The sequence below is a fragment of the Corynebacterium sp. ACRQK genome, from assembly GCF_022345965.1.
Lineage (GTDB): Bacteria > Actinomycetota > Actinomycetes > Mycobacteriales > Mycobacteriaceae > Corynebacterium.
The window spans coordinates 389,425-410,463 of the sequence record NZ_JAKRMU010000001.1 but is presented as its reverse complement, the minus strand read 5'-3'; the positions used below and the strand labels follow the sequence as shown (position 1 = coordinate 410,463).

Below are 21,039 nucleotides of genomic sequence, written 5' to 3'. Positions count from 1 at the left end.
CGAGTGTAAAGACTTCCCGCGGCGGGCGAAATGTCCAAAATTCCATATCTTAGAATATAACTATTCTATTCCTGCAGGTCACAGCGTCGCGAAAAAAGCTTCAGGTATGCTACTTTCATTAACTCGATAATTTTGGACAACGGCAGGGGACCGGGCAGGATTCGCCCGGTAATCGAGGCACTAAATCAGCATTGAACCGCGGCTGCTTACATGCAGAGCTTGCCCATCCCGAAGCAGTACAAGCTTCCATTCCTTGCCATACTTTTCCACTGTTTGGCTGATGATCTCAATGGGATATGGTCCAGTCGTGCCCTGTGCATGGGGGACAACGACAAATTCAGTGAGATTGAGGCCAGAATAGTCCGTGAGATGCGGAGCCACAGTCGGGTCGTCCATTACCGATGCCGGTTCGATGGATGGCCCAGCAATAATTGCGCCCGCGGAACTGCCTGCATAGGGCTTTCCGTTCCGAACCGCTTCAACGAGCACCCGGTCAGCCCCGGAGGACTTTAGTCCGTGGAGCAGACGAAAACTTTCGCCTCCGGCTACGTAGATACAATCCGCAGCATCCAGTTCATCGAGGAAAGCAGCGGAGCTTGTCGCCGCTACCGTGATGGGAACCACCGTGTCGGCGACGTCCCTGATGGCATTGAGTTCTTCCTGTGCGAACGGAGCCTGCCTCATCTCGGAAGCGGCATCGTCTATGTACAGAACCTTGCCGGACAGGAAGTCGCCAATTTTGGGGTGCAGAAATGAAGCGAGTAGAAGATCCATAACTCCCAGGCTACGGCTTAATACGACACCGAGGCCCGCTTCGCTACTTCAGCTTGCCGAGGCGCAACAACACCGTCTCGCCGGTGGCATCATCCAGCGCGTCGTTATCCGTCACCGCGTACATCTGGCCATCCGCCGCAATGGTGAAGCCCTCCAGCTTCTCCTGTGTCCAGCCGTTGGTGGCACGCAGTTTCGGCAGCACGTCCACGGCCAGCTCCTTCTTCACCATCGGCAGCGCGTTTTCGCCAGCGCCCGCACCCTCCGGCAGCGTCACCTTCATCACGCGCTTGATCTTCGCATCAGGGCCGTTCAGCTTGTCACGCTCGATCACTAGCAGGTGCTTGTCATCCAGCGCGGTGATCTCCGACAGACCCATCCAGTCGCCCTTGCCAGCGGGCTTCTCCAGCTCGTAGCCGAACCACTGCCACGTCTTGGTCTTCGTGTCGTACTTGCCGATGCGCGTGGTGTTCTCGCCCTCTGCCGCCTCGAGCTTCTTCGCCTCCGGATCCTTCCACAGTGGGCGCTGCACGGCGACGAAGATCTGTTCCACGCCGTTGGCGTCCTTTGTGGAACTGACGCCCTCTAGTCCCCACTTGCCGATGTGCTCAGCAACGTCGGCAGGTAGTTCGACGGTAGAGGTGATGTTGAGGTCCTTATCGGTGTGGAAGAGGCGGTTATCCTTGCCCTTCTTGCCCTCGGAAGCGATCCAGAAGCCACCGTCGGCGGCAACGGAAATTCCCTCGATGTCCAGATCCTCAGCCGGGGCACCGTCGCGCTTCACGGCGCGGCGTTCGGTGATCACGGCCGGCTGCTTGGAGGCATCGACCGTGTAAACCCAGCCGTTCGCGTATGCGGAGTCGGAGGCTGCGTATAGTCGGTTGGCGTCCTTCGGATCGGCGGTCAGAGCACCCAGCGCACCCCAGCCGATCGGCGCATCGCCCTCATCAGCGGAAACAATGGAGGGCTGGGATTCCTGGCCACCCAGACGATATAGCGTCACCGCGCTGCGCACGGCGTTGTCTGCCTCGTCGACCTCGCTGGATACAGCGAGCATGTTCCGCTCCGGGATCGGCAGGATTCCCTCCGGACCATTGGTGGTGAACAGCATCTGCACGAACTGCGGGTTCGCCGGATCGTTGACGTTGTACACGGCAACGAAGTTGGAGCGCTCGGAGCCGACGAAGGCGTAGTTGGTGCCGTTCATCTTGGCGGTGGCGATGCCCTCGATCTCCACGCCCTTCTTCTTGGCGCGCTTGTTGTTGTGCAGGCCGTGGCGGATGGCCAGGTTCTCCACGGAGTTGCCGGCATCCCAGACGATCTTGCCGCTGGCATCGAAGACGGTCCAGCCGCGGGTGCCGCCCTTCCAGTCGCCCTCGTTGGCGGTGGCTACGTGGTTATCGTCGATCCAGGCGATGGCGTCCGGCTCGCGCGGGGTGGCTGGCAGAGTGTCGGTGGGGTTGATGAGCTTGTCGGACTGGGTGTCCACGCCCTTGACTTCGGCGCTGCCTGCGCTGAAGACGTTGGTGATGCGGTTGGTCTGCAGGTCGATGATGGCCACACCGTTGTTCTCCTGCAGGGTGACGGCCAGCTGGTTCTTGCCGTTAATGCTGACGTACTCCGGCTCCAGGTCCTCTGGGGTGTCGAGCCCGGCCTTCTTTACTGCGTTCAGCAGCTTGCCGTTGTCATCCTCGAAGCGGATCGGGGTGGCCTTCCAGTCCTTGGCATCCCCGGACAGGTCGATGGTCTGCACAAAGCCGGTGGGCAGCTGCGGCAGGTTGCCGTCGTTCAGCTCCTCGTCGCGCTGGTTCTCCATAGCGATCGCGGCCGTCGGCTTGCCCGGTGCGCCAGCGGGGGAGATGGCGATAGAGTCCGGCTGGCCCTTCAAGTCGATGGAAGAAACGCGGGTGCGGTCGGAGATACGCACGATATCCACACGCCCCTTCGGGTTCGCGAAGTCCCCGGCCGTCTCGTCGATAACCACCAGCAGGTAATCGCCGTACACGGCCACAGAGGTCGGCTCGTCCTTGGCGTGGCCCTGTGCCTTCAGATCCAGGGTGCCCAGGCCCTTCGGAGCGTTCGGGTCGCTGATGTCGATGAATCCGATGCGCTGTGCCAGGGCATCCGTGTGGATTAGCGTCTTGCCGTCCTTGGAGACCGTGGAGATCTCCGCCACGGTCTCCGCAGACTTGTCCTCACCATCGGGACGGTTCTCGTACACCGGGTAGGTGGCGGTGCGCTCAAACGTGGACTGTGCGTCCGGGGTGCTTGGGTTACCTGGGTTGCCCGGCTGCAAGGAGCCAGCAAGGCCGCTGGAACCGGGTGCGCTGGAACCAGGTAGGGATGAGCCGGCAGTAGACCCAGCAGAAGACCCAGCCGAGGAGCCGAAACTGGAAGATCCCAGGGTGGATTCGACCACGGTCTCGGAGCCTACGGTTGCGTGCGCTGCGGGGACTGCGGCGAAGGGAATCACCGCTAGAGCCAGGGAAATCCCTGCGACCTTGCGCTGGGAGCGCCGAGCACGCTGTGCACGCTGGGAGATCGAGTTTTTGAAGTTGTTGAGCTGCATGAAGAGCCGCGCCTATCTATGTGTAATTTATGAATAAAACCAGACACATGTTTCCATCTCTTTTTTGCGCCAGGTTTACGGCAACATGGCCGTCAGGTGAACTCATTCGCGGTGTTGGTTGACCCTTCGCCGGCGCTGGCGGCACCCCGTCACAGCACCAGGCGGTAGCCGATGCCCGTCTCGGTCGTGAAATACTGCGGGTTACTCGGATCGACCTCCAGCTTCGACCTCAGCTGAGAGATATAGACCCGCAGGTAGTTCGTCTCCTTTTTGTAGGCCTGCCCCCACACCGCTTGCAGCAGCTCCACCTTTGTCACCAGGGTTCCGCGGTGGCGGATCATGTGCTCGGCAATGCCCCATTCCCGCGGGGTCAGATGCACGTCCTGCCCGTCGACGGTCACCCGCTGGTTCGGTAGATCAAACACCACGCGTCCGTCGGAGGTCTCCACCACGGGCTCCTCCGGAATCGGCGCGCCGGGCGCCCTTCGCAGCGCCGCCCGCAGCCGGGCCAGCAGCTCGCCGACGGAAAATGGCTTGGTCACGTAATCGTCCGCGCCCTCGTCCAGCGCGTTGATTTTGCCCGATTCGTCGTGGCGTGCGGAAACCACCAGCACGGGAATATCCGTCCAATTCCGCAGCGCGCGCAGCACTTCCAGGCCACTCAGATCGGGCAGCCCCAGATCCAGCAGCACCGCCTGCGGGTGCCACTTCGAGGCCACCTGAATCGCCTTCGTCGCCGTCGTCGCCACCTGTACGTTGTAGCCACGCGCCCGCAGAGTCACTAGCACCGCGTTAGCCAGCGCCACGTCGTCTTCGACCATCAAAATCTTTTCGCCGCTCATGGCGCTTCTCCTTGTACTTTCTTCTGGACGCCATGCTCTTCACCGTCTTCCAGTTCCCCCGTTGCCGTTGGCAGGGAAAGGACCAGTGTGGCGCCTCCACCTGGGGTGTTACGGGCTTCGAGGGTTCCGTTCATGGCTTCGGCAAAGCCGTGGGCGACAGCCAAACCCAACCCGAGCCCGTTCTGGTTGGCCGACTGATCGCCGAGGCGCTGGAAGGGAGTGAACACGTCCGTAAGGTGCTCCGAGGGGAAGCCTGGGCCGTGGTCGACAATTGCAAGCTCCACGGTGCTAGCTTCTGCGCCTGTCTTATCGTCGGCGCCCGCCAGATCGTCGGCGCCCGCTGCAACCTGCTGGGCGTGCAGCTCGATCTGGGAATTCGGCGCGTAGGTGCGAGAATTAACCACAATGTTCGCAATGATGCGCTGCACTAGACCGGCATCGCCTAAGACGGGCGGAACGGTGGCGTCAATAAAAGAATCGACGTGCTGTGCTGCCTCGGGCAGCTCCGCCAGAACTGCGTCGACCACGGTGTTGTAGTGCACCTTGGCGCGGTGCACGGCGACGGTGTTGGAATTCACGCGGCTCATGTCCAGCAGGTTGCCGATGACGGTCTCCAGCCGATCGGTGCTGGATTCGATGGTTTCCATCAGCAGCGATCGGGATTCTTCATCCAACTCCATGTCGTCCATGTTCAGCGCACTGACTGCGGCCTTGATACCGGCCAGGGGAGTGCGCAAGTCGTGGGACACCGCGGTGAGCAGAGCGGTGCCCACACGGTTGCCGGCCTCCAGCGCGGCCGTTGCCCGGCGCATTGCATCGATCTCCTCGCGGTCGTAAATCGCGGTGATGCGGGCGCCGTGAGCTTCGATCATCGCATCCTCGGCAGGGGTCAGGTCGCGCCCGTCGAGGACGAAGCGCATGCCATCACCTGCACCAACATGCGACGGTGCCTTCTTGCTAGGCCACGGCACACCGATACCACCCGGATCGGTGGTTGCCATCGTGACCCACTTCTTGCGTTCCTTCGAATACTGCTGCAGGTCTACCCGCTCCAGGTTGAAGGTTTCCCGCAAGCGAGCAAGCAGACTGCGGATGTCGTCGCCTTCGTCCAGCGCACCGCGTGCTAAGTCGGAGAGCACAACGGCCTGGCCGAGGCGCCGGTTGGCAATGGCGCGGCGCCTCTCTGCAATATCCACGACCACCGCCACCGCTGCAGAAATGACAAAGAACAGGACTATCTGCACCAGGTTTGCCGGCTCGGTCACCGTGAGGGTGTGATAGGGGTGTGTAAAGAACCAGTTGGCCATGACCGAGCCGATGATCACCGCCACGATAGCCGGGCCGAATCCACCGGCCAGGGCTGCGAAAACTGCGATCGTCAAATAGCCCAAAAGGATCGAACCCAAGGCTCCGTTTTCGCGGAAGAATGGCAGTACGAGGAGCGTTAAGAGGATGGGGCCTGGCACGGCCAGCAACCAGCCGATCCAGCGGCGAGTGGGGCTGAGCTGCTTCGAAGTATCCAGGCCCGTCCCGCGATCCCGGGTGAGCCCCATTAACTGGGAAGCTTTCCGAAGCACTCTCTTAGACATCTTCGTGGCACCGTCGTCGGACGAGACACTAGATGTAGAAACGATGTGTACGTCGATGCGTCCTGAGCCGTCGATGATTTTGTGACTGGTGGAGTTGAACAGGCGGCTCATTCGTGTGCCCAGGCCAATCACCAGCTGCGAGGCATTCACCGTGCGGGCGAACTCCAGCAGGGTATCGGCAACATTGTCGCCTTCGATCACCCGCCACTGGCCGTCCAGGGATTCGGTGAGTTCTTGCAGCCGCCGCAGACGTTGGGGAAGATCGGCCCCCAGAGCCTCATCGGCGCCGGAGACGTACACCACCAGCATCTCTCGCCCGGCTACGCGTTGGGTGATGCGCGCCCCGCGGCGGATCAGCGCCTCGGACACCTCATCGCCGCGTACGGCCACTACCACGCGCTCGCGGGTCGGCCAGTTTTCCTCGATCTTCTTGTCTTCGCGGTACTTCTCCAGACCTTCGTCGACCTTGTCGGCCAGCCATAGCAAACTCAGCTCGCGCAGGGCGGTCAGGTTACCCACCCGGAAGTAGTTGTTCAGCGCGGTTTCGGCCTGCTGCTGGCGATAGACTTCACCGCGGGCCAGGCGAATGCGTAGCGCGTCGGGGGAGAGGTCCACTAGCTCGATCTCGTCGGCGTCCCGAAGAACCTGGTCCGGCACCGTCTCTAGCTGGCGCGTACCGGTGACGGCCGAGACCACGTCGTTGAGGGATTCCAGGTGCTGGATGTTCATCGTGGAGATGACGTCGATGCCAGCATCAAGTAGCGCGTACACGTCGTGCCAGCGCTTGGCTGCCTCGGCCGGGCGGCTGCTATCCGCGTTGTGCTCGCCCACCACGGTGTGCGCCAACTCGTCGACCAGGATGATCTCCGGGTGCGCTTCGAGCGCCGCCTCGAGATCCAGCTCCTCGTAGTTGCCACCGCGGTGTGGGACCGTCTTGCGCGGGAGGATCGGCAGCCCTTCTGTGAGCTTCCGGGTACGCTCGCGGCCGTGATCCTCCACGATGCCGATCAGCACGTCCCGCCCGCGGTCGTACAGGTCGTGCGCTTCGCTAAGCATGGCACACGTCTTGCCCACGCCAGGGGCGAAGCCGAGGTACACCTTCAGCGTGCCACGCTTAGTCATTGTTGTTACTCCTGTTTTATCGTGCGCCGAAAATTTTTTTTGGACGCCACGCGTCCGAGCGCTAGTGCCTGTTTTACACCTTGAGGCCGACCGCGCCTGGGTTTTGCGGGCACGTGTCCGCGTCCGCTACAGCCTCGCTACAGCTCGCCTGTTACAGCTCGCCCGTTACAGCTCACTCAGCGCCTTGTTCAGCTTCACCACGTTCACCGGCGCACCGTCGGCACTACCGGTGTAGTTGCCCTCGGTGGCCTCCGCTACCAGCTGCTCCACTTTCTGCTGGTCCAGTTTGCGCTCCTTCGCCACACGCGGAGCCTGCAGCTTCGCATAGGCGGTGGAAATGTGCGGATCCAGGCCGGAACCGGAGGACGTCACGGCGTCCACCGGAACCTCGTCGGGGGAGACACCCTCGCGCTGGGCAACCTCGTCGCGCTTGGAGGCGATGGCCTCCTGGTACTCCTTGCTGTAGGGGGACAGGTTGGTGGCGGAGGACGACATGGCGTCATAACCAGTATCTCCAGCAGCAGAAGGGCGCGGGAAGAAGAAGCCCGGCTTTGTGACTTCCTGGGCGATAAGGGTGGAACCGGCGGGCTGGCCTGACGCATTGGTGATCATCGAACCGTCCGCCTTGGCGGGCATAATCCGCCCCACACCCACCATGAACGCAGGGTAAACGATGCCCAGGATCAGGGTGAGCAGGAAGAAGATGCGCACTGTTGTAGAGGCCAGACGCAGGCCATTGCCAGATGTTGCGCGTGCCATGGGATTACTGTGTTTCCTTTCAAAAGGGGTCGGCAAAAGCAGACCCGCAGGGTTAGAGTCCGAAGACTCCGGAGATAATCAGGTCGATGATCTTGATGCCGATGAACGGCACGATCACACCACCGAGGCCGAAGATGGTCAGGTTTCGCGATAGCAGGGAGGCTGCGGAACCCGCGCGATACTTCACGCCCTTCAAGGCCAGCGGGATCAGTGCGATAATCACCAGCGCGTTAAAGATCACGGCGGACAGGATCGCGGACTCGGGGGAGTGTAGACGCATGACGTTCAACGCGGACAGGCCGGGGAAGGCAACGACAAACATCGCCGGGATGATGGCGAAGTATTTCGCAATATCGTTGGCGATACTGAAGGTGGTCAGCGCACCGCGGGTGATCAGCAGCTGCTTACCGATGGCCACAACGTCGATGAGCTTGGTCGGGTCGGAATCCAGATCCACCATGTTGCCGGCCTCCTTAGCCGCGGTGGTGCCGGTGTTCATCGCCACGCCCACGTCGGCCTGGGCCAGGGCGGGAGCGTCGTTGGTTCCGTCGCCAGTCATGGCCACGAGGCGACCCTTGGCCTGTTCCTTGCGAATCAGCTCCAGCTTCTGCTCCGGGGTTGCCTCCGCGAGGACGTCGTCCACGCCCGCCTCGGCAGCGATGGCCTTCGCTGTCAGGGCGTTATCGCCGGTGACCATGACGGTGCGGATGCCCATCTTGCGTAGCTGCTCGAAGCGCTCTGTCATGCCCGGCTTGACTACGTCTTTGAGGTGGATGACGCCCAACACTCGGCCGGTGACGTCTTCACCCTGGGAGTCCAGGGCGATTTCTGCCACGACCAGTGCGGTGCCACCGCTGTTGGAGATGTCGTTGACCACGTCGGTGATGGACGGCGGGACGTCTCCGCCAAGGTTCGTCACGAGCTTCGCAACTTCGGAGGCTGCGCCCTTGACGATCTTGCGGTGCGCAGCTTGGTGGCCTGTGGACCACTCCGTGTGCTCTCCGGCGCCGGCGGGCAGCTGGATGCCACTCATACGGGTCTGCGCGGTGAAGGGGATGAACTCTGCGTCGCGGAAGGTCTCTTCCGGGATGGCCAGACCGGACTGCTTCTCGGCGAGCTGCACGATGGAGCGGCCCTCCGGGGTCTCGTCGGCCAGGGAAGATAGCTGACAGGCGTAGACGAGTTCTTCCTGGTTGATGCCTTCCATGGCGACGAACTCGCTGGCCTGGCGGTCACCGATGGTGATGGTGCCCGTCTTGTCCAGCAGCAGGGTGGCTACGTCACCCGCGGCCTCGACGGCGCGGCCGGACATGGCTAGGACGTTGTGCTGCACCAGGCGGTCCATGCCCGCGATGCCAATGGCGGACAGGAGCGCGCCGATGGTGGTGGGGATCAGGCAGACAAGCAGGGCGACCAGTACCACGGGGGACTGCTCGGCGCCGTTGAACGCAGCCATCGGGGCCAGAGCCAGCACTACGATCATGAAGATGATCGTCAGCACGATCAGCAGGGTGCCCAAGGCCAACTCGTTCGGGGTCTTCTTACGCTCCGCTCCCTCGACCAGGCCGATCATGCGGTCCATAAAGGACTCGCCCGGCTTGCTGGTTACACGGATAGCAATTGCATCGGAGAGCACACGGGTACCACCCGTGACGGCGGAGCGGTCACCGCCGGATTCACGGATAACGGGTGCGGATTCGCCGGTAACAGCGGACTCGTCGACGCTGGCGGCGCCCATGATGACGTCGCCGTCGGCGGGAATCACGTTACCGGCGCTGACCAGCACGATGTCTCCTGGCAGAAGGGACTCGCTGGAGACTTCCTCGGTAACCTCTCGCATGCCCGCACCGGAGTTCTCCAACGCCGGTGCCAGGTGGGGATCGTTCACGTCGGAGCCGGTGAACTTGAGAGCATTCGACTGGGTGCGGGTGGCACGCAGGGCGTCCGCCTGCGCTTTACCGCGCCCCTCGGCCACAGACTCGGCCAAGGTGGCGAACAGTACGGTCAGCCACAGCCACACGGTGATGGACCAGGTGAACAGGGAAGGATGCGCGATCGCCAAAACAAAGGTGAACAGCGCGCCGACCTCCACCAGGAACATCACTGGTGTTTTGTACAGCAGGCGCGGATCCATCTTTTTCAGCGCCAGTGGCAAAGCCTGCTTTAGTTGGGCTGCGGAAAAAGCGCCCTCGTTTTTCTTTTTATCGTGCTTGGCCGGAGCCGTCGCACGCTTCGCTTCGGAGCGCGAAGGAGCATTTAGGGTTGTCATGACAGTGCCTCCGTCAATGGGCCGAGGACCAGGGTGGGCAGGAATGTCAGGGCGCCAACGATGATGGCGATACCGACCATCACTCCCACGAATTGCGGGCGGTGGGTGGGTAGAGTGCCGGCGGTTTCGGCAGCCGGCTTTTGCTTAGCGAAGCTTCCGGCTAGTGCCAGCGCGAAGATGATTGGTAGGAAGCGCCCCAGCAACATGCACAGACCCAGGGTGATGTTGAACCACGGGGTGTCTGCACCAAAGCCGGCGAACGCGGAACCATTGTTGTTAGAGGCCGAGGTGTAGGCGTAAACAATGTCGCTGAAGCCGTGCGGACCGTCGGCAGAAACCGAGTCGCGGGTAGAAGACAGCATGGTGGAAATACCCACGCCTGCCAGCACCAACGTCGGCATGACCAGGATGTACAGGCTGACCTTCGTGATTTCGGAAACGCCGATGCGCTTGCCGAGGTACTCCGGGGTGCGGCCGACCATCAGACCCGCGACAAATACGCTGAGCAGGGCGATCATGAGCATGCCGTACAGGCCAGTGCCCACGCCACCAGGGGAGATCTCGCCCAGCATCATGTCCAGAATCAGCATGCCGCCTGCCAACGGGTGGTAGCTGGAGTGGAAAGAGTCCACCGCACCCGTCGACGTCATCGTCGTGGTGACGGCGAAGAAGGAGGAAGGAAGCACGCCCAGACGGTACTCCTTGCCTTCCATGCCACCGCCCTGGAACGCAGCCAGGGAGGTTTCGCTGGACATCACGACTGCCAGGGAAGAGAAGTACAGCACGGCCATGGCGGCCAGCACAGCCCAACCCTGGCGGGTGTCGTTCACCATCTTGCCGAAGGTACGCGTCAGGCTGACCGGAATCACCAGGATGAGGAAGATCTCCAGCATGTTGGTCCACGCGTTCGGGTTCTCAAACGGGTGGGCGGAGTTGGCGTTGAAGTAGCCACCGCCGTTGGTGCCCAGCTCCTTGATGACCTCCTGCGAGGCCACCGCGCCACCCGGGATGGTCTGCTGGCCACCCGTGATCGTGTCCACGGTAGTCGGAGCGTGGAAGTTCTGGATCGCACCCTGAGAGATCAGCAGGATCGCGCCGATGATCGCCATCGGCAGCAGGACGCGGAAGACCGCACGGGTCAGGTCGACCCAGAAGTTTCCGATCTGGCCATTGCCCATGCGGTTGGCCAGGCCACGAATCAGCGCGATGGCCACGGTAATGCCCACCGCGGCGGACACGAAGTTCTGTACCGCAAGGCCCGCCATCTGGGTGAGGATGGTCATGGCCGTCTCACCGGAGTAGGACTGCCAGTTGGTGTTAGTCGTGAAGGATACGGCGGTGTTCCACGCCTGGTCCCAGTGCACGGGCTCCTTGCCGTGGTTCAGGGGCAGCGCCTGCTGCACGCGCTGCAGTAGGTAGACGAACACTACGCTGATGGCGGAAAACGCCAGCAGGCTCGCGCAGTAGCGGGTCCACTTTTGCTGGCCGTCGGGGTTTACACCAATCAGGCGGTAGAAGCCACGTTCAAAAGCATTGTGCTTCTTGGATGTGAACGTGGCGGCCATGTAGTTGCCCAGCGGCATGTAGCAGGCCGCCAGGGCAATGATGACCATGATGACAGGGATCCACCCTGTGATGGCCCCGCTCATGAGAACTTCTCCGGGTTCAACAGGGCAACCAAAAGGTAGATGATGGCCAGGATCCCGAGGATCCCACCGACGATCAGTTCCCAGCTCATAGCTTGTCCACCGCCTTCAAGGCGGCACCCATTGCGCCGAACAGCGCGCAGGTTACTGCAACCATTAAAAAGTCATAAAGCATGTAGATATAACAACACCGGTGGTGCCCCGTGCTAATGACTCTTTACGGTTTCTTAACGCCCCTGTTTTACACCTTCTTTTGACGCCCCAACCTGCGCTGGTACAGGTCGAGGATTATTCGTCAATCGGCGCGGGCTCCAACTTCCAGACCTCCGTGGCGTAGTCGCGGATCGTGCGGTCGGAGGAGAAACGCCCGGATTCGCAAATGTTCACCCACGCCTTCTGCGCCCAGGCCAGTGGGTCTGCGGCGTAGTCGGCGGCCATGCGGTCGCGCACCTCGCGGTAGTCCGCGAAGTCGCCCAGCACGTAGTAGGTATCGGAGGCGCCCTCGCCGTAGCCGTGGATCAGTGATTGCTTTAGGTCGTAGAACCAGCCGGTGAACTCGTCGTGCAGGGTGCCGTTATCCAGCGCGTCCAGGGCGCGCTTCAGGCCGGGCACGGATTCGTACAGCTCGTAGGGCTTGTAGTCCGCGCGCAGCTCCGGCAGCTCCTCCTCGCGGGCGCCGAAGATGTAGGCGTTCTCTTCGCCAACGGAATCCACGATCTCCACGTTCGCGCCGTCCATGGTGCCCAGCGTCAGCGCGCCGTTCATCATGAACTTCATATTGGAGGTGCCGGAGGCCTCCTTGCCCGCGGTCGAGATTTGCTCCGAAACATCGGAGGCCGGCAGGATGTGCTCGGCGGGGGAGACGTTGTAGTTCTCCACGAACACGACCTTCAACAGCGGGGAAACCACCGGATCGTTGTTCACCAGATCCGCGATCGCGTTGATCAGCTTGATGATGGCCTTCGCCCGCGTGTAGCCCGGCGCTGCCTTCGCACCGAAGATGACGGTGCGCGGAGGCAGGTCGCGCTGGTGATCCTCCTTGATACGGAAGTACAGTTCCAGCACATACAGGGCATTCAGCAGCTGGCGCTTGTACTCGTGCAGGCGCTTGATCTGCACGTCGAAGATGGAATCTGGGTCGATCACCACACCCTGGCGCTCGGCGATCCACTCGGCGAAGTCGTGCTTGTTGGCAGCCTTGATCTCACGGAGCTCCTGCATGACGCTCTCGTCGGAGGCGTAGCTGCGCAGTTCCTTGAGGTTGTCGAGGTCGGTGACCCAGGCGTCACCACCCGAAAGACGAGTAAGCAGCGCAGACAGGCGAGGGTTAATCATCCGCAGCCAGCGGCGCGGCGTAACACCGTTGGTCTTGTTGTTGAACTTCTCCGGCCACAGCGCGTGCCAATCGCCGAGAGTATCGCGCTTGATGATCTCCGTGTGCAGCGCGGCCACGCCGTTGATGGAGTACGCGGCGTAGCAGGCGATCCACGCCATGTGCACCACGCCGTGTTGGATCGGGGCCATTCTCTGGATGGTGACGCCATCAATACCCTCCGCCGAGCGTTCGATGCGGAAGCGACGGTCGATCTCGGCGATGATCTCCCAGACACGCCAGAACAGCTGCTGGAAGATCTGCTGATCCCACTGCTCCAGGGCTTCGGTGAGGACAGTGTGGTTGGTGTAGGCGAAGGTGTTGGAGACGATCTCCCAGGCTTCCTCCCAGCCCATGCCGTGCTCGTCCATCAGCAGGCGCATGAGCTCCGGGATAGCCAGCACCGGGTGGGTATCGTTCAGCTGCACGGAGTGGTATTCCGCGAAGTTACTCAGGTGCCCGTGGTGGGCCAGATGGCTGCGGATCATCGCCTGCAGGGAGGCGGAGGTGAAGAAGTACTGCTGGCGCACGCGCAGCTTCTTGCCCTCGTAGGTTGTGTCGTTCGGGTAGAGCACACGGCAGATGTCGCTGACGCGCTCGCGCTCGATAATGGCCTCGGTGAAGCGCTGGGAGTTGAAAGCGTCGTAGTCGAACTCCTCCCACGGCTCGGCCTTCCACAGGCGCAGGGTGCCCACGTTGTGGGTGCCGTAGCCGGTGATGGGCATGTCGTAGGGGATCGCGCGGACCTTCATATCATCGAAGTGCACAACCAGTTGATCGGAGGCGCGGCGGATGGTGAAGGGGTATTCCTCCTCGCGCCACGGGTCCGGGCGCTCGACCTGGAAGCCGTTGTCGAAGGTCTGGCGGAACAGGCCATAGCGGTAGAGGATGCCGTAGCCGGTGACGGGGTAATCCTGCGTGACGGCGGAATCCAGGAAGCAGGCGGCCAGGCGACCCAGGCCACCGTTGCCCAGGGCAGCATCGTTTTCCACTTCCAGGACGTCGGTGAGCTCGTGGCTGAGCTCGCGGGCAGCGGCCTGGGCTTCTTCCACCAGGCCTAAATTGGTGAGGTTATTCAGCAGCGCGCGGCCCATGAGGAACTCCGCGGAGAAGTAGTGCTGCTGGCGGGTGGCATTGTAGGTTTGGCGGGTGCGTTCCCAATCGTCGGCGATGCGTTCTTGGATGTTGCGGGACAGGCCTGCCCAGAACTTGCGGGTGGAAGCGTGCTCGGGGCTGGTGCCGGCGGCGGCGCGGACGTGGCCGCCTACGGTGGTGGAGTTCAGTTCGTGGCTCATAGGTACTGATTCTATGGTGCTGGTGGGGAACTCGCTGGTCGGGCGAGGGGCGGGGGTTAAGGTTCTTCGGATTGTTCTTTGGGCTGTTCTTTTGACGCCGATTCGTTTCGCAGCTGCGAGGCCTGTTCCTCGATGCGATCGTGGAGTTGGCTGAAGCCCTCCACTGCAGCGGAGGAGCGGGGTGGTACCTGGATGATGTGCTCGGAATTCATGCCGGCTTGCAGCTCGCGCGTGCGGGCTATCTCTGCATCCAGCTTTACGCCGAGGAGTAGCAGGGAGTTGCTGATCACCAAGCCGGTGAGGCCGACGATGATGCCTCCCAGCGCGCCGTAGAGGCCCACGGCACCGAAGTTCTTTAGATAAACCTGCAGTATCAGGCCCACGATGGTGATGCTGATTAGTGCGAACACGGAACCGACCGTCAGCCAGCGGATGCGCCCGAAGCGCACGTTGGGGGCGCCGTTGTAGAGGATGGCGATGAGTACCACCGCGACCAAGAAGATTACCGGCCAGCGGACGTATTGCCAGATCGGCAGGAAGTGCTCCAGGACGAAAGTAGTGAAGCCCTGCCAGTTAAGGGGCTCGGTGATCTTGTCCAGCAGCGGCCGGGCGATGTCTTCGCGCAGGAAGTAGGCGCCTGCGATGAAGACCAGTCCGATTACCAAAACCAAGGTGATTCCCCACATGGCCGCCCAGGTTCTGACGAGGCTGCGACCTTCGCGCCGCCCGTACATTTCGTTGGCCATACGTGAAAACGCGCGGACGTATGCGGAAGAAGAGAACAGGGCGAACAGCACGCTGATCACCAACATGGTGATGGACTGCTCCGTGGAGCCGATGACCGTGTTGACCACGGTCTGTGCATTGCTTTGGAAGTTATCGGGGATGTTCTCCGCGATGAACTCGTCGGTGAGGGCCGTGACCTGGTCGCGGTTCTGGTCGAGCACCAGCGTCGTGATTGCGTAAAAGGCCAGTAAGGTTGGCAGCCCGGTGAGCAGGGTGAAGAAACTCAGCGTGGCACCCTTGTCGAATAGTGCGTTGAAGAAGATCTCAAAGTAGAGGCGCTTGGCGATCACCTTCCACGTGGAGGAGTCGAGCCAGCGGTGCTCCCGCACGACCTCTGTGTGATACGTCCCGGAAGGAAGCTCCGGGGCCACCTGCCCACCGAGGGTGGGAACGATGCGTTCGTCGGCGGTATGCTCGTCCGGGGAATCTTCAACACTCATCAGCTATTGAAGATACCTGGTGATAGGTGATTTTGTGGCAGGCCGCGGCGTGGTGGCGTCACAAAGAAATCGAACAGGGAAACGCGCCGGGCGAGGGGGGTGTCCGAGTGCCTCCCTATAGTCATGAGTGTTCCCGGGAAGTGCCGGGCTGATTGGAAAGAAGGTAGACGATGACTGACGCAACGACTCGCGCAGAAGTGGGTGCGCAGCTGCTGGATGTGGCGACCTCGCCGCGACTGCTGAGCGCCATCAACGTGGCGGCGTACGCGCACCGTAACCACACCCGTAAGGGCACTGACATTCCGTATGTTTCTCACATCTTCGGCGTGATGCACCTGGCCAGCACGGTCACGGACGACGAGGACGTGCTCATTGCTGCGCTGTTCCACGACGTCCTGGAGGACGTGCCGGAGGAGTATTCCGAGGCGCAGATGCGGGAGGATTTCGGCGACCGCGTAGTGGAGCTGGTGCTGGGGGTGACGAAGGACGACAGCATCACTGACTGGCAGGAACGCTCCGATGCTTACCTGGCGCACCTTTCCGGCGCCGATGAGGGCTCCGTGATCGTTTCTGTGGCTGACAAGCTGCACAACTTGCTTTCGATCCTGGCCGACCATTCCGAGATCGGCGACGAGCTGTGGGGTCGTTTCAACTCCGGTAAGGACAAGCAGCAGTGGTGGTACGGCGCGGTGAGCGAGGTGGCGGCCAATCGGATTCCGGACAACCCGTTGGTCGCGGCGCTGGAAGAGAAGGTCGCGGAACTGCGTGCGCTGTAGGTGTTGCTCCGGCGTGGCTGAAAAAACCACGCCACCTGCGGATTAGGTGGGAAAAGGAACTACTGTGTAGAGTTCTTTCTTGCTGCTTGCAAAAGCACGCGCGCCGATCATGTGGCGCACGCGCCCCGTTCGTCTAGCGGCCTAGGACGCCGGCCTCTCACGCCGGTAACACGGGTTCAAATCCCGTACGGGGTACAAATCTTCTAGCACGGCTTGCGGGCCGTGCTTTTTCTTTTCTTGCTACTTGGTCTGCCCTACTTGGTCTGCCACTGTGCCTGAGCTAGCCGCCAAATCCCACCAATCTACAGAAAGCTCAGCGAATAGCTTCGTTAATCCGCAATGGGTGTGATGGAATTAACGAATGACTTCTCAAGCAAACCCGGAGGATTCTCCCGCACCAGATGGAGCCTCCACAGCAACCGCGCATTCTTCTAGCGCGCACCAGAACGAACGGACTCTCTTCGGCCACCCCTTCGGCCTAGCTAACCTCTCCGGCGTGGAGATGTGGGAGCGCTTCAGCTTCTACGGCCTCCAGGCGCTGCTGGCGTACTACCTGTACTACACCGTTGCTGACGGTGGTCTGGGGATGGAAAAGTCCACCGCCCTCTCTATCGTCGGTGCCTACGGTGGCCTGGTGTACCTGACCGGCGTGGCGGGCGCCTGGGTGGCCGACCGCATCCTCTCTGCGGAACGCACGCTGTTCTACTCCGCAGTGCTAGTGATGTTGGGCCACATCAGCTTGGCGCTATTGCCGGGCTATGTCGGTGTGACCCTCGGTCTGGTGTTCATCGCCGTTGGCTCCGGTGCTCTGAAGACGACTTCCCAGGTGGTCCTCGGTTCTCTGTACTCGCATGATGATCCCCGTCGCGACGGTGGCTTCTCTATCTACTACATGGGTGTGAACATCGGTGGCCTGCTCGGCCCGCTGATCACCAACGCGCTGTGGGGCTGGAAGGGTTTCCACTGGGGCTTCGGTGCCGCCGCCGTGATGATGGCTATCGGCTTGATCCAGTACACCGCTTTGCGTAAGCAGACCATCCGCGATGCGGGTCACGATGTTGTGAACCCGCTACCGCACAAGAAGTACCTCCCGGTCTTCCTCGGTGCTGTTGTAGCGGTGGCTGCTTTCGTTCTGCTGTTCGTCACGGGCGTGCTGAAGGTAGCGCAGCTGTCCAACATTGCGGCTCTGCTCGCCGCGGTTATCGCCATCGTCTTGTGGATTCAGATGTACCGTTCCCCTCTGACCACGGATATTGAACGTTCCCGCCTCGTTGGTTTTGTCCCCATGTTCGTGGCATCCGTCGCGTTCTGGTCGCTGTTCCAGCAGCAGTTCACCGTGATTGCGCTGTACTCCGACGAGCGCCTGAACCGCAACTTGTTCGGCATCGAGGTTCCTCCGGGCATGGTGCAGTCCATCAACCCGCTGTTCATTATTTTGTTCGCCGCCGTGTTTGGCGCTTTGTGGACGAAGCTGGGGGACAAGCAGCCTTCCTACGCAGTGAAGTTCTCCATGGCCCTTGGCCTGATCGGCGTGGCGCTGCTGCTGTTCATCCCGTTCGCCGGTGGTGGCGCGAACTCCACGCCGATGTGGGTGATGGTGCTGATTCTGTTCCTGTTCACGATGGGCGAGCTGATGCTCAGCCCGGTGGGTAACTCCATGGCCACCCGTTTGGCGCCGAAGGCGTTCCCCACCCGTATGTTCGGCCTGTGGCTGCTATCCATCAGCCTGGGTACTGCTCTTTCGGGCAGCCTGGCGGGCTTCTACAACCCGGAGGATGCCTCCGCGGAGCGCACCTACTTCCTGGCGATGTTCGCGGTCATGATTGCCCTCGGCGCGTTGATCCTCTTGGCACGGAAGTGGATCGTTAAGAAGTTCGTGGACGTCCACTAACTTCCAACTAGGTTTCCCCCTCTCACCCCACGCGCACTAGCTCGTGGGGTGTTGTGTTGATGGGCTCTACCTTTTCTGACGCCACGATCACAATGTCTTCGATACGTGCGCCCCACTGACCGGGGATGTAGATGCCGGGTTCAATAGAGAAGGCCATGCCTTCTTCAATCACAAAGTCGTTGCCGACGATGATGTACGGCTCCTCGTGGCAGGAAAGCCCGATGCCGTGGCCGGTTCGGTGGATGAAGTATTCGCCGTAGCCGGCTTCCTCAATGATGTCGCGGACGACCTTGTCCACTTCGCCTGCCGTGACACCGGGCTTGGCGAACTCCAGCCCGGCCTCCTGAGCGCGCTGCAGCACGTCGTAGATCTTCTGCTGCTCGTCGGTGGGCTCGCCGACGACGTAGGTGCGGGTGCAGTCCGAGTGGTAGCCGCTGGCCAGGGTGCCGCCGATGTCGACAACAACCACGTCGCCGGACTCGATCACACGGTCGGAGTAATCGTGGTGTGGGTCGGCGCCGTGCGGACCGGAGCCGACGATGATGAAGTCCACGACCTCATGTTCTTCGAGGATCAGGCGTTCCAGTTCCTTGGCCACGTCGTTTTCGGTCACGTCTGCGCGCAGCAGGTTCGGGACCTGGCGGTGAACTTCGTCGATGGCGGCACTTGCGCGGCGGAGCTCTGCAAGCTCTTCGTCGTCCTTGCGGATGAACGCCTGGGCGAGCACCTGGGTGGCATTCACAGTGGAAATGCCGCGGGATTGCAGTTCCAGCAGGTGGTCGGCAGTCATGGCAGCGCTGACGGCGTAGGAGCCTTCGGTGATGTAGCCGTAGGGGTCTTCGCCGTCGTTCCACCCGATGATCTCCACACCGAGCTTGCCCGCCACGGACTTCTTCAGGTCTGCGACATCCACGCCGGGGACGATGATGCGGGTGGCGTCCTTAGTAAGAACCAGAGCCGTGAACCGCTCGTGGGTGCTGATCTTCGACGAGATCAGGTACTCCATGTCCGGGCCAGGGGTGGCGATCACGCCGTCCAGGCCCGCCTGTGCGGCGATGTCGCGGACGGTTGAGAGACGCTTGCTAAACGTTTCGGTTGGGAAGAATTCGCTCATGGCCACCAGGGTACGCGCCTGGGGTTTGAGGGAGCGGTGGGGTCGTTGGTGGGGCGTTCACCCTCGACCACGGTGATACTCGGGTCATCGTAGCCGTAGATGAAGCGGCCTGCGTCGATCGCGTTGGGGTCGATAAACTCAAACCTGGCAGCAAGCTGCTTCTTCAGTCCCGCATAGGCTTCAGCATCGGCTACGGGGTCAATTGGGAAGTAGGCGTGAAAGCGGGGTCTGGCCGACTGGGCACCATTCGGCCTCTGGCGGTTGCGGGAGGGGCGGTCATCAACGCCACACCCGCCAGCCGCAAAGTCAGCGATGCTGGGGTAACCCATTTGGCCTGTTCCTCGCTGTGGGGGTTGTCCACGTCAATGACCAGGCAGTTCGAGGCCACGAAACTGCCGGCCGAGCGCCTGCCACCCACGTACTCGGCAACCACATGATCCAACCTGGCGACCGCTTCGAGGTCGGCTGCCGTGGTCACGGTGTGCGGGTGTGGGTAGTGGGCGTTGTTTTGCTGGCCTGCCACCTGCGCGGTGAACATCGCTATCGCCTTCATAGGGTGACCTCCTCAAAGTCGGCGTCGAAATAGGTAATCGGTAGCTCGAGGTGATGGGCCCATTCGAGCTCGGCGCGCATCCCTGCTGAGACACGGGCCGTGTAGACCCAGATTGCCTCGCACTTGCTAAGAAGAATTCGGTTGAAGAACATCGCCAGCTCACGGTCGCTCGAGTCGGTGTTGTCCATGAACTGCGGGAACAACAGGTGTGGTGCGAGCGGGATCTTGTGCCGGAACACTGCGTGAGCACACAAGGCGCGAGCCAGCTCTACGTTGTTCTCGATGTCACCGGAGTACGGGGAGCAGAATTAGACCACGGGCCGGTAGCCGAAGCCAGAGCGCTGGAGATTCTTCAGCGCTGTGAATGCGGTGGGGTCCGGGTAGCCCTCCGTGTTGTGGGGCGAGAAACCCAGGTCGGTGGTGAGACCAGTCGTCGTCATGCCGCACCGCCGTCCTGCTCGATGACCGGCAGCAAGCCGAACTGGTTCTTCAGCAAGTCGTAGACGAACAAGCGACCCTTTTGGGTCCAGTACATGTGTGTGCGGGTCTTGCCTTCGTCGTATTCGTGGGTCTTGGACTGCGTGTAGCCCTGCTCGGCGAAGCGGGCGTAGAGGAACCAGCGGCCGGATTGCCTGAACTGCACCCCGGCGTCGTGCAGCAGCAAGTTCAGCTTCTTCGCTGACAGGCCGTAGTCCTTGGCGATCTCCGTGATGGTCAGCAGCGAGTCCGACTGGAGCACCACGTCGTAGTAGGAGACCTTCGGGGCGGCCTCGAGCAGGGCTTGCTCGGCTGCCAGTCGCTTGGCCCGCTCGGAGCGCAGTTGGATGATGGCGTGCTCGAGGAACTCGTCGTTGTCCAACAGTTCGTCGATGGCGTAGACGCCATGGCGGCGGATCGTGGGGAGGACCTTGTTGACAACCCAGGCTTCGAAGTCCTGGGCTGCGGGGAGCTTGGAAGAGAAGATGAGCCGGTACAGGTCACCTTCGGTGATGAACCGGGTGTCCTGCACGCCACCAGCGGTTTCAAGGGGGTGGTGAATCGCCACCCCCTTGCAGTGTTGTTTGATCGCGTTGGTCGGATCCTTGTAGCCCAAGGCGGTGGCCACATCACGGCCACAGAAATACACCTTGTCCTCATGCTCGACAGTTCGGATCGTTCCAAAGGCATCGTTGGTGAATACCTGAAGATCTCTCGTAGCCATGTCTGGCTCCTTCTAAGAGCCAGGATTGACGTGAATTCCAGCAA

The 21,039-nt window shown here is 61.5% G+C and carries 16 protein-coding genes, 1 tRNA gene and 1 pseudogene; 3 read left to right on the top strand and 15 right to left on the bottom strand.

Annotated features, from left to right (window positions below; all coding sequences use genetic code 11):
- Positions 1-180 precede the first annotated feature (180 nt).
- From MHX63_RS01885 to MHX63_RS01840, 10 genes are all read right to left on the bottom strand, one after another.
- Positions 181-774: a Type 1 glutamine amidotransferase-like domain-containing protein gene (locus tag MHX63_RS01885; protein ID WP_239386998.1), complete on the bottom strand. Its 594-nt coding sequence runs from the start codon at positions 772-774 to the stop codon at positions 181-183.
- 43 nt (positions 775-817) lie between these two features.
- Entirely contained in the window at positions 818-3,340 is a 2,523-nt protein-coding gene (locus MHX63_RS01880) for an esterase-like activity of phytase family protein (RefSeq protein WP_239386997.1), read from the bottom strand.
- 149 nt (positions 3,341-3,489) lie between these two features.
- Entirely contained in the window at positions 3,490-4,182 is a 693-nt protein-coding gene (locus MHX63_RS01875; protein WP_239386996.1) for a response regulator, read from the bottom strand.
- The gene (locus MHX63_RS01870; RefSeq protein ID WP_239386995.1) at positions 4,179-6,893 is read right to left on the bottom strand and encodes a DUF4118 domain-containing protein; all 2,715 of its coding nucleotides are present in this window, start codon (positions 6,891-6,893) and stop codon (positions 4,179-4,181) included. Before MHX63_RS01870 ends, MHX63_RS01875 begins: the two co-directional genes overlap by 4 nt.
- Positions 6,894-7,058: 165 nt before the next feature.
- Positions 7,059-7,652, bottom strand: a complete 594-nt coding sequence (gene kdpC, locus MHX63_RS01865; RefSeq protein WP_239386994.1) for a K(+)-transporting ATPase subunit C — start codon at positions 7,650-7,652, stop codon at positions 7,059-7,061.
- A gap of 52 nt (positions 7,653-7,704) precedes the next feature.
- Positions 7,705-9,921 (bottom strand): potassium-transporting ATPase subunit KdpB, encoded by a 2,217-nt coding sequence (gene kdpB, locus MHX63_RS01860; protein ID WP_255710138.1) that lies wholly within the window; start codon positions 9,919-9,921, stop codon positions 7,705-7,707.
- Positions 9,918-11,570, bottom strand: a complete 1,653-nt coding sequence (gene kdpA, locus MHX63_RS01855; protein ID WP_239386993.1) for a potassium-transporting ATPase subunit KdpA — start codon at positions 11,568-11,570, stop codon at positions 9,918-9,920. Before kdpA ends, kdpB begins: the two co-directional genes overlap by 4 nt.
- The gene (gene kdpF / locus MHX63_RS01850; RefSeq protein WP_034964313.1) at positions 11,567-11,659 is read right to left on the bottom strand and encodes a K(+)-transporting ATPase subunit F; all 93 of its coding nucleotides are present in this window, start codon (positions 11,657-11,659) and stop codon (positions 11,567-11,569) included. Before kdpF ends, kdpA begins: the two co-directional genes overlap by 4 nt.
- Before the next feature lie 196 nt (positions 11,660-11,855).
- Positions 11,856-14,234 (bottom strand): maltodextrin phosphorylase MalP, encoded by a 2,379-nt coding sequence (gene malP / locus MHX63_RS01845; protein WP_239386992.1) that lies wholly within the window; start codon positions 14,232-14,234, stop codon positions 11,856-11,858.
- A 56-nt stretch (positions 14,235-14,290) separates the two neighbouring features.
- Positions 14,291-15,460 carry a YihY/virulence factor BrkB family protein gene (locus MHX63_RS01840; RefSeq protein WP_239386991.1) on the bottom strand — a complete coding sequence of 390 codons (1,170 nt, stop codon included), beginning with the start codon at positions 15,458-15,460 and terminating at the stop codon, positions 14,291-14,293.
- 170 nt (positions 15,461-15,630) lie between these two features.
- Here MHX63_RS01840 and MHX63_RS01835 point away from each other — a divergent pair, with 170 nt between their 5' ends.
- From MHX63_RS01835 to MHX63_RS01825, 3 genes are all read left to right on the top strand, one after another.
- The gene (locus MHX63_RS01835; RefSeq protein WP_239386990.1) at positions 15,631-16,236 is read left to right on the top strand and encodes an HD domain-containing protein; all 606 of its coding nucleotides are present in this window, start codon (positions 15,631-15,633) and stop codon (positions 16,234-16,236) included.
- A 122-nt stretch (positions 16,237-16,358) separates the two neighbouring features.
- A tRNA-Glu gene (locus MHX63_RS01830) sits at positions 16,359-16,431 on the top strand.
- A gap of 166 nt (positions 16,432-16,597) precedes the next feature.
- Positions 16,598-18,127, top strand: a complete 1,530-nt coding sequence (locus MHX63_RS01825) for a peptide MFS transporter (protein WP_239386989.1) — start codon at positions 16,598-16,600, stop codon at positions 18,125-18,127.
- 22 nt (positions 18,128-18,149) lie between these two features.
- Here MHX63_RS01825 and MHX63_RS01820 read toward each other — a convergent pair whose 3' ends face one another.
- The 5 genes and pseudogenes from MHX63_RS01820 to MHX63_RS01805 form a co-directional block, all read right to left on the bottom strand.
- Positions 18,150-19,241, bottom strand: coding sequence for a Xaa-Pro peptidase family protein (locus MHX63_RS01820; protein WP_239386988.1), 1,092 nt, complete (start codon positions 19,239-19,241; stop codon positions 18,150-18,152).
- Positions 19,242-19,431: 190 nt separating this feature from the next.
- The gene (locus tag MHX63_RS01815; RefSeq protein WP_239386987.1) at positions 19,432-19,794 is read right to left on the bottom strand and encodes a hypothetical protein; all 363 of its coding nucleotides are present in this window, start codon (positions 19,792-19,794) and stop codon (positions 19,432-19,434) included.
- Positions 19,791-20,087 (bottom strand): annotated as a pseudogene (locus tag MHX63_RS01810) (DUF4406 domain-containing protein); the annotation flags it as partial. The gene MHX63_RS01815 and the pseudogene MHX63_RS01810, both read right to left, overlap by 4 nt.
- A 15-nt stretch (positions 20,088-20,102) precedes the next feature.
- Entirely contained in the window at positions 20,103-20,234 is a 132-nt protein-coding gene (locus MHX63_RS10390; protein WP_255710137.1) for a hypothetical protein, read from the bottom strand.
- On the bottom strand, positions 20,231-20,995 hold the full coding sequence (locus tag MHX63_RS01805; RefSeq protein WP_239386985.1) for a phage antirepressor KilAC domain-containing protein: 765 nt from the start codon (positions 20,993-20,995) through the stop codon (positions 20,231-20,233). The genes MHX63_RS10390 and MHX63_RS01805 overlap by 4 nt, the downstream gene beginning before the upstream one ends.
- Between the last annotated feature and the right edge of the window lie 44 nt (positions 20,996-21,039).

Coding starts and splice junctions, on each gene's coding strand:
- MHX63_RS01885 (WP_239386998.1), bottom strand. CDS start 774: ATGGATCTTCTACTCGCTTCATTTCTGCACCCCAAAATTGGCGACTTC.
- MHX63_RS01880 (WP_239386997.1), bottom strand. CDS start 3,340: ATGCAGCTCAACAACTTCAAAAACTCGATCTCCCAGCGTGCACAGCGT.
- MHX63_RS01875 (WP_239386996.1), bottom strand. CDS start 4,182: ATGAGCGGCGAAAAGATTTTGATGGTCGAAGACGACGTGGCGCTGGCT.
- MHX63_RS01870 (WP_239386995.1), bottom strand. CDS start 6,893: ATGACTAAGCGTGGCACGCTGAAGGTGTACCTCGGCTTCGCCCCTGGC.
- kdpC (WP_239386994.1), bottom strand. CDS start 7,652: ATGGCACGCGCAACATCTGGCAATGGCCTGCGTCTGGCCTCTACAACA.
- kdpB (WP_255710138.1), bottom strand. CDS start 9,921: ATGACAACCCTAAATGCTCCTTCGCGCTCCGAAGCGAAGCGTGCGACG.
- kdpA (WP_239386993.1), bottom strand. CDS start 11,570: ATGAGCGGGGCCATCACAGGGTGGATCCCTGTCATCATGGTCATCATT.
- kdpF (WP_034964313.1), bottom strand. CDS start 11,659: ATGAGCTGGGAACTGATCGTCGGTGGGATCCTCGGGATCCTGGCCATC.
- malP (WP_239386992.1), bottom strand. CDS start 14,234: ATGAGCCACGAACTGAACTCCACCACCGTAGGCGGCCACGTCCGCGCC.
- MHX63_RS01840 (WP_239386991.1), bottom strand. CDS start 15,460: ATGAGTGTTGAAGATTCCCCGGACGAGCATACCGCCGACGAACGCATC.
- MHX63_RS01835 (WP_239386990.1), top strand. CDS start 15,631: ATGACTGACGCAACGACTCGCGCAGAAGTGGGTGCGCAGCTGCTGGAT.
- MHX63_RS01825 (WP_239386989.1), top strand. CDS start 16,598: ATGACTTCTCAAGCAAACCCGGAGGATTCTCCCGCACCAGATGGAGCC.
- MHX63_RS01820 (WP_239386988.1), bottom strand. CDS start 19,241: ATGAGCGAATTCTTCCCAACCGAAACGTTTAGCAAGCGTCTCTCAACC.
- MHX63_RS01815 (WP_239386987.1), bottom strand. CDS start 19,794: ATGAAGGCGATAGCGATGTTCACCGCGCAGGTGGCAGGCCAGCAAAAC.
- MHX63_RS10390 (WP_255710137.1), bottom strand. CDS start 20,234: ATGACGACGACTGGTCTCACCACCGACCTGGGTTTCTCGCCCCACAAC.
- MHX63_RS01805 (WP_239386985.1), bottom strand. CDS start 20,995: ATGGCTACGAGAGATCTTCAGGTATTCACCAACGATGCCTTTGGAACG.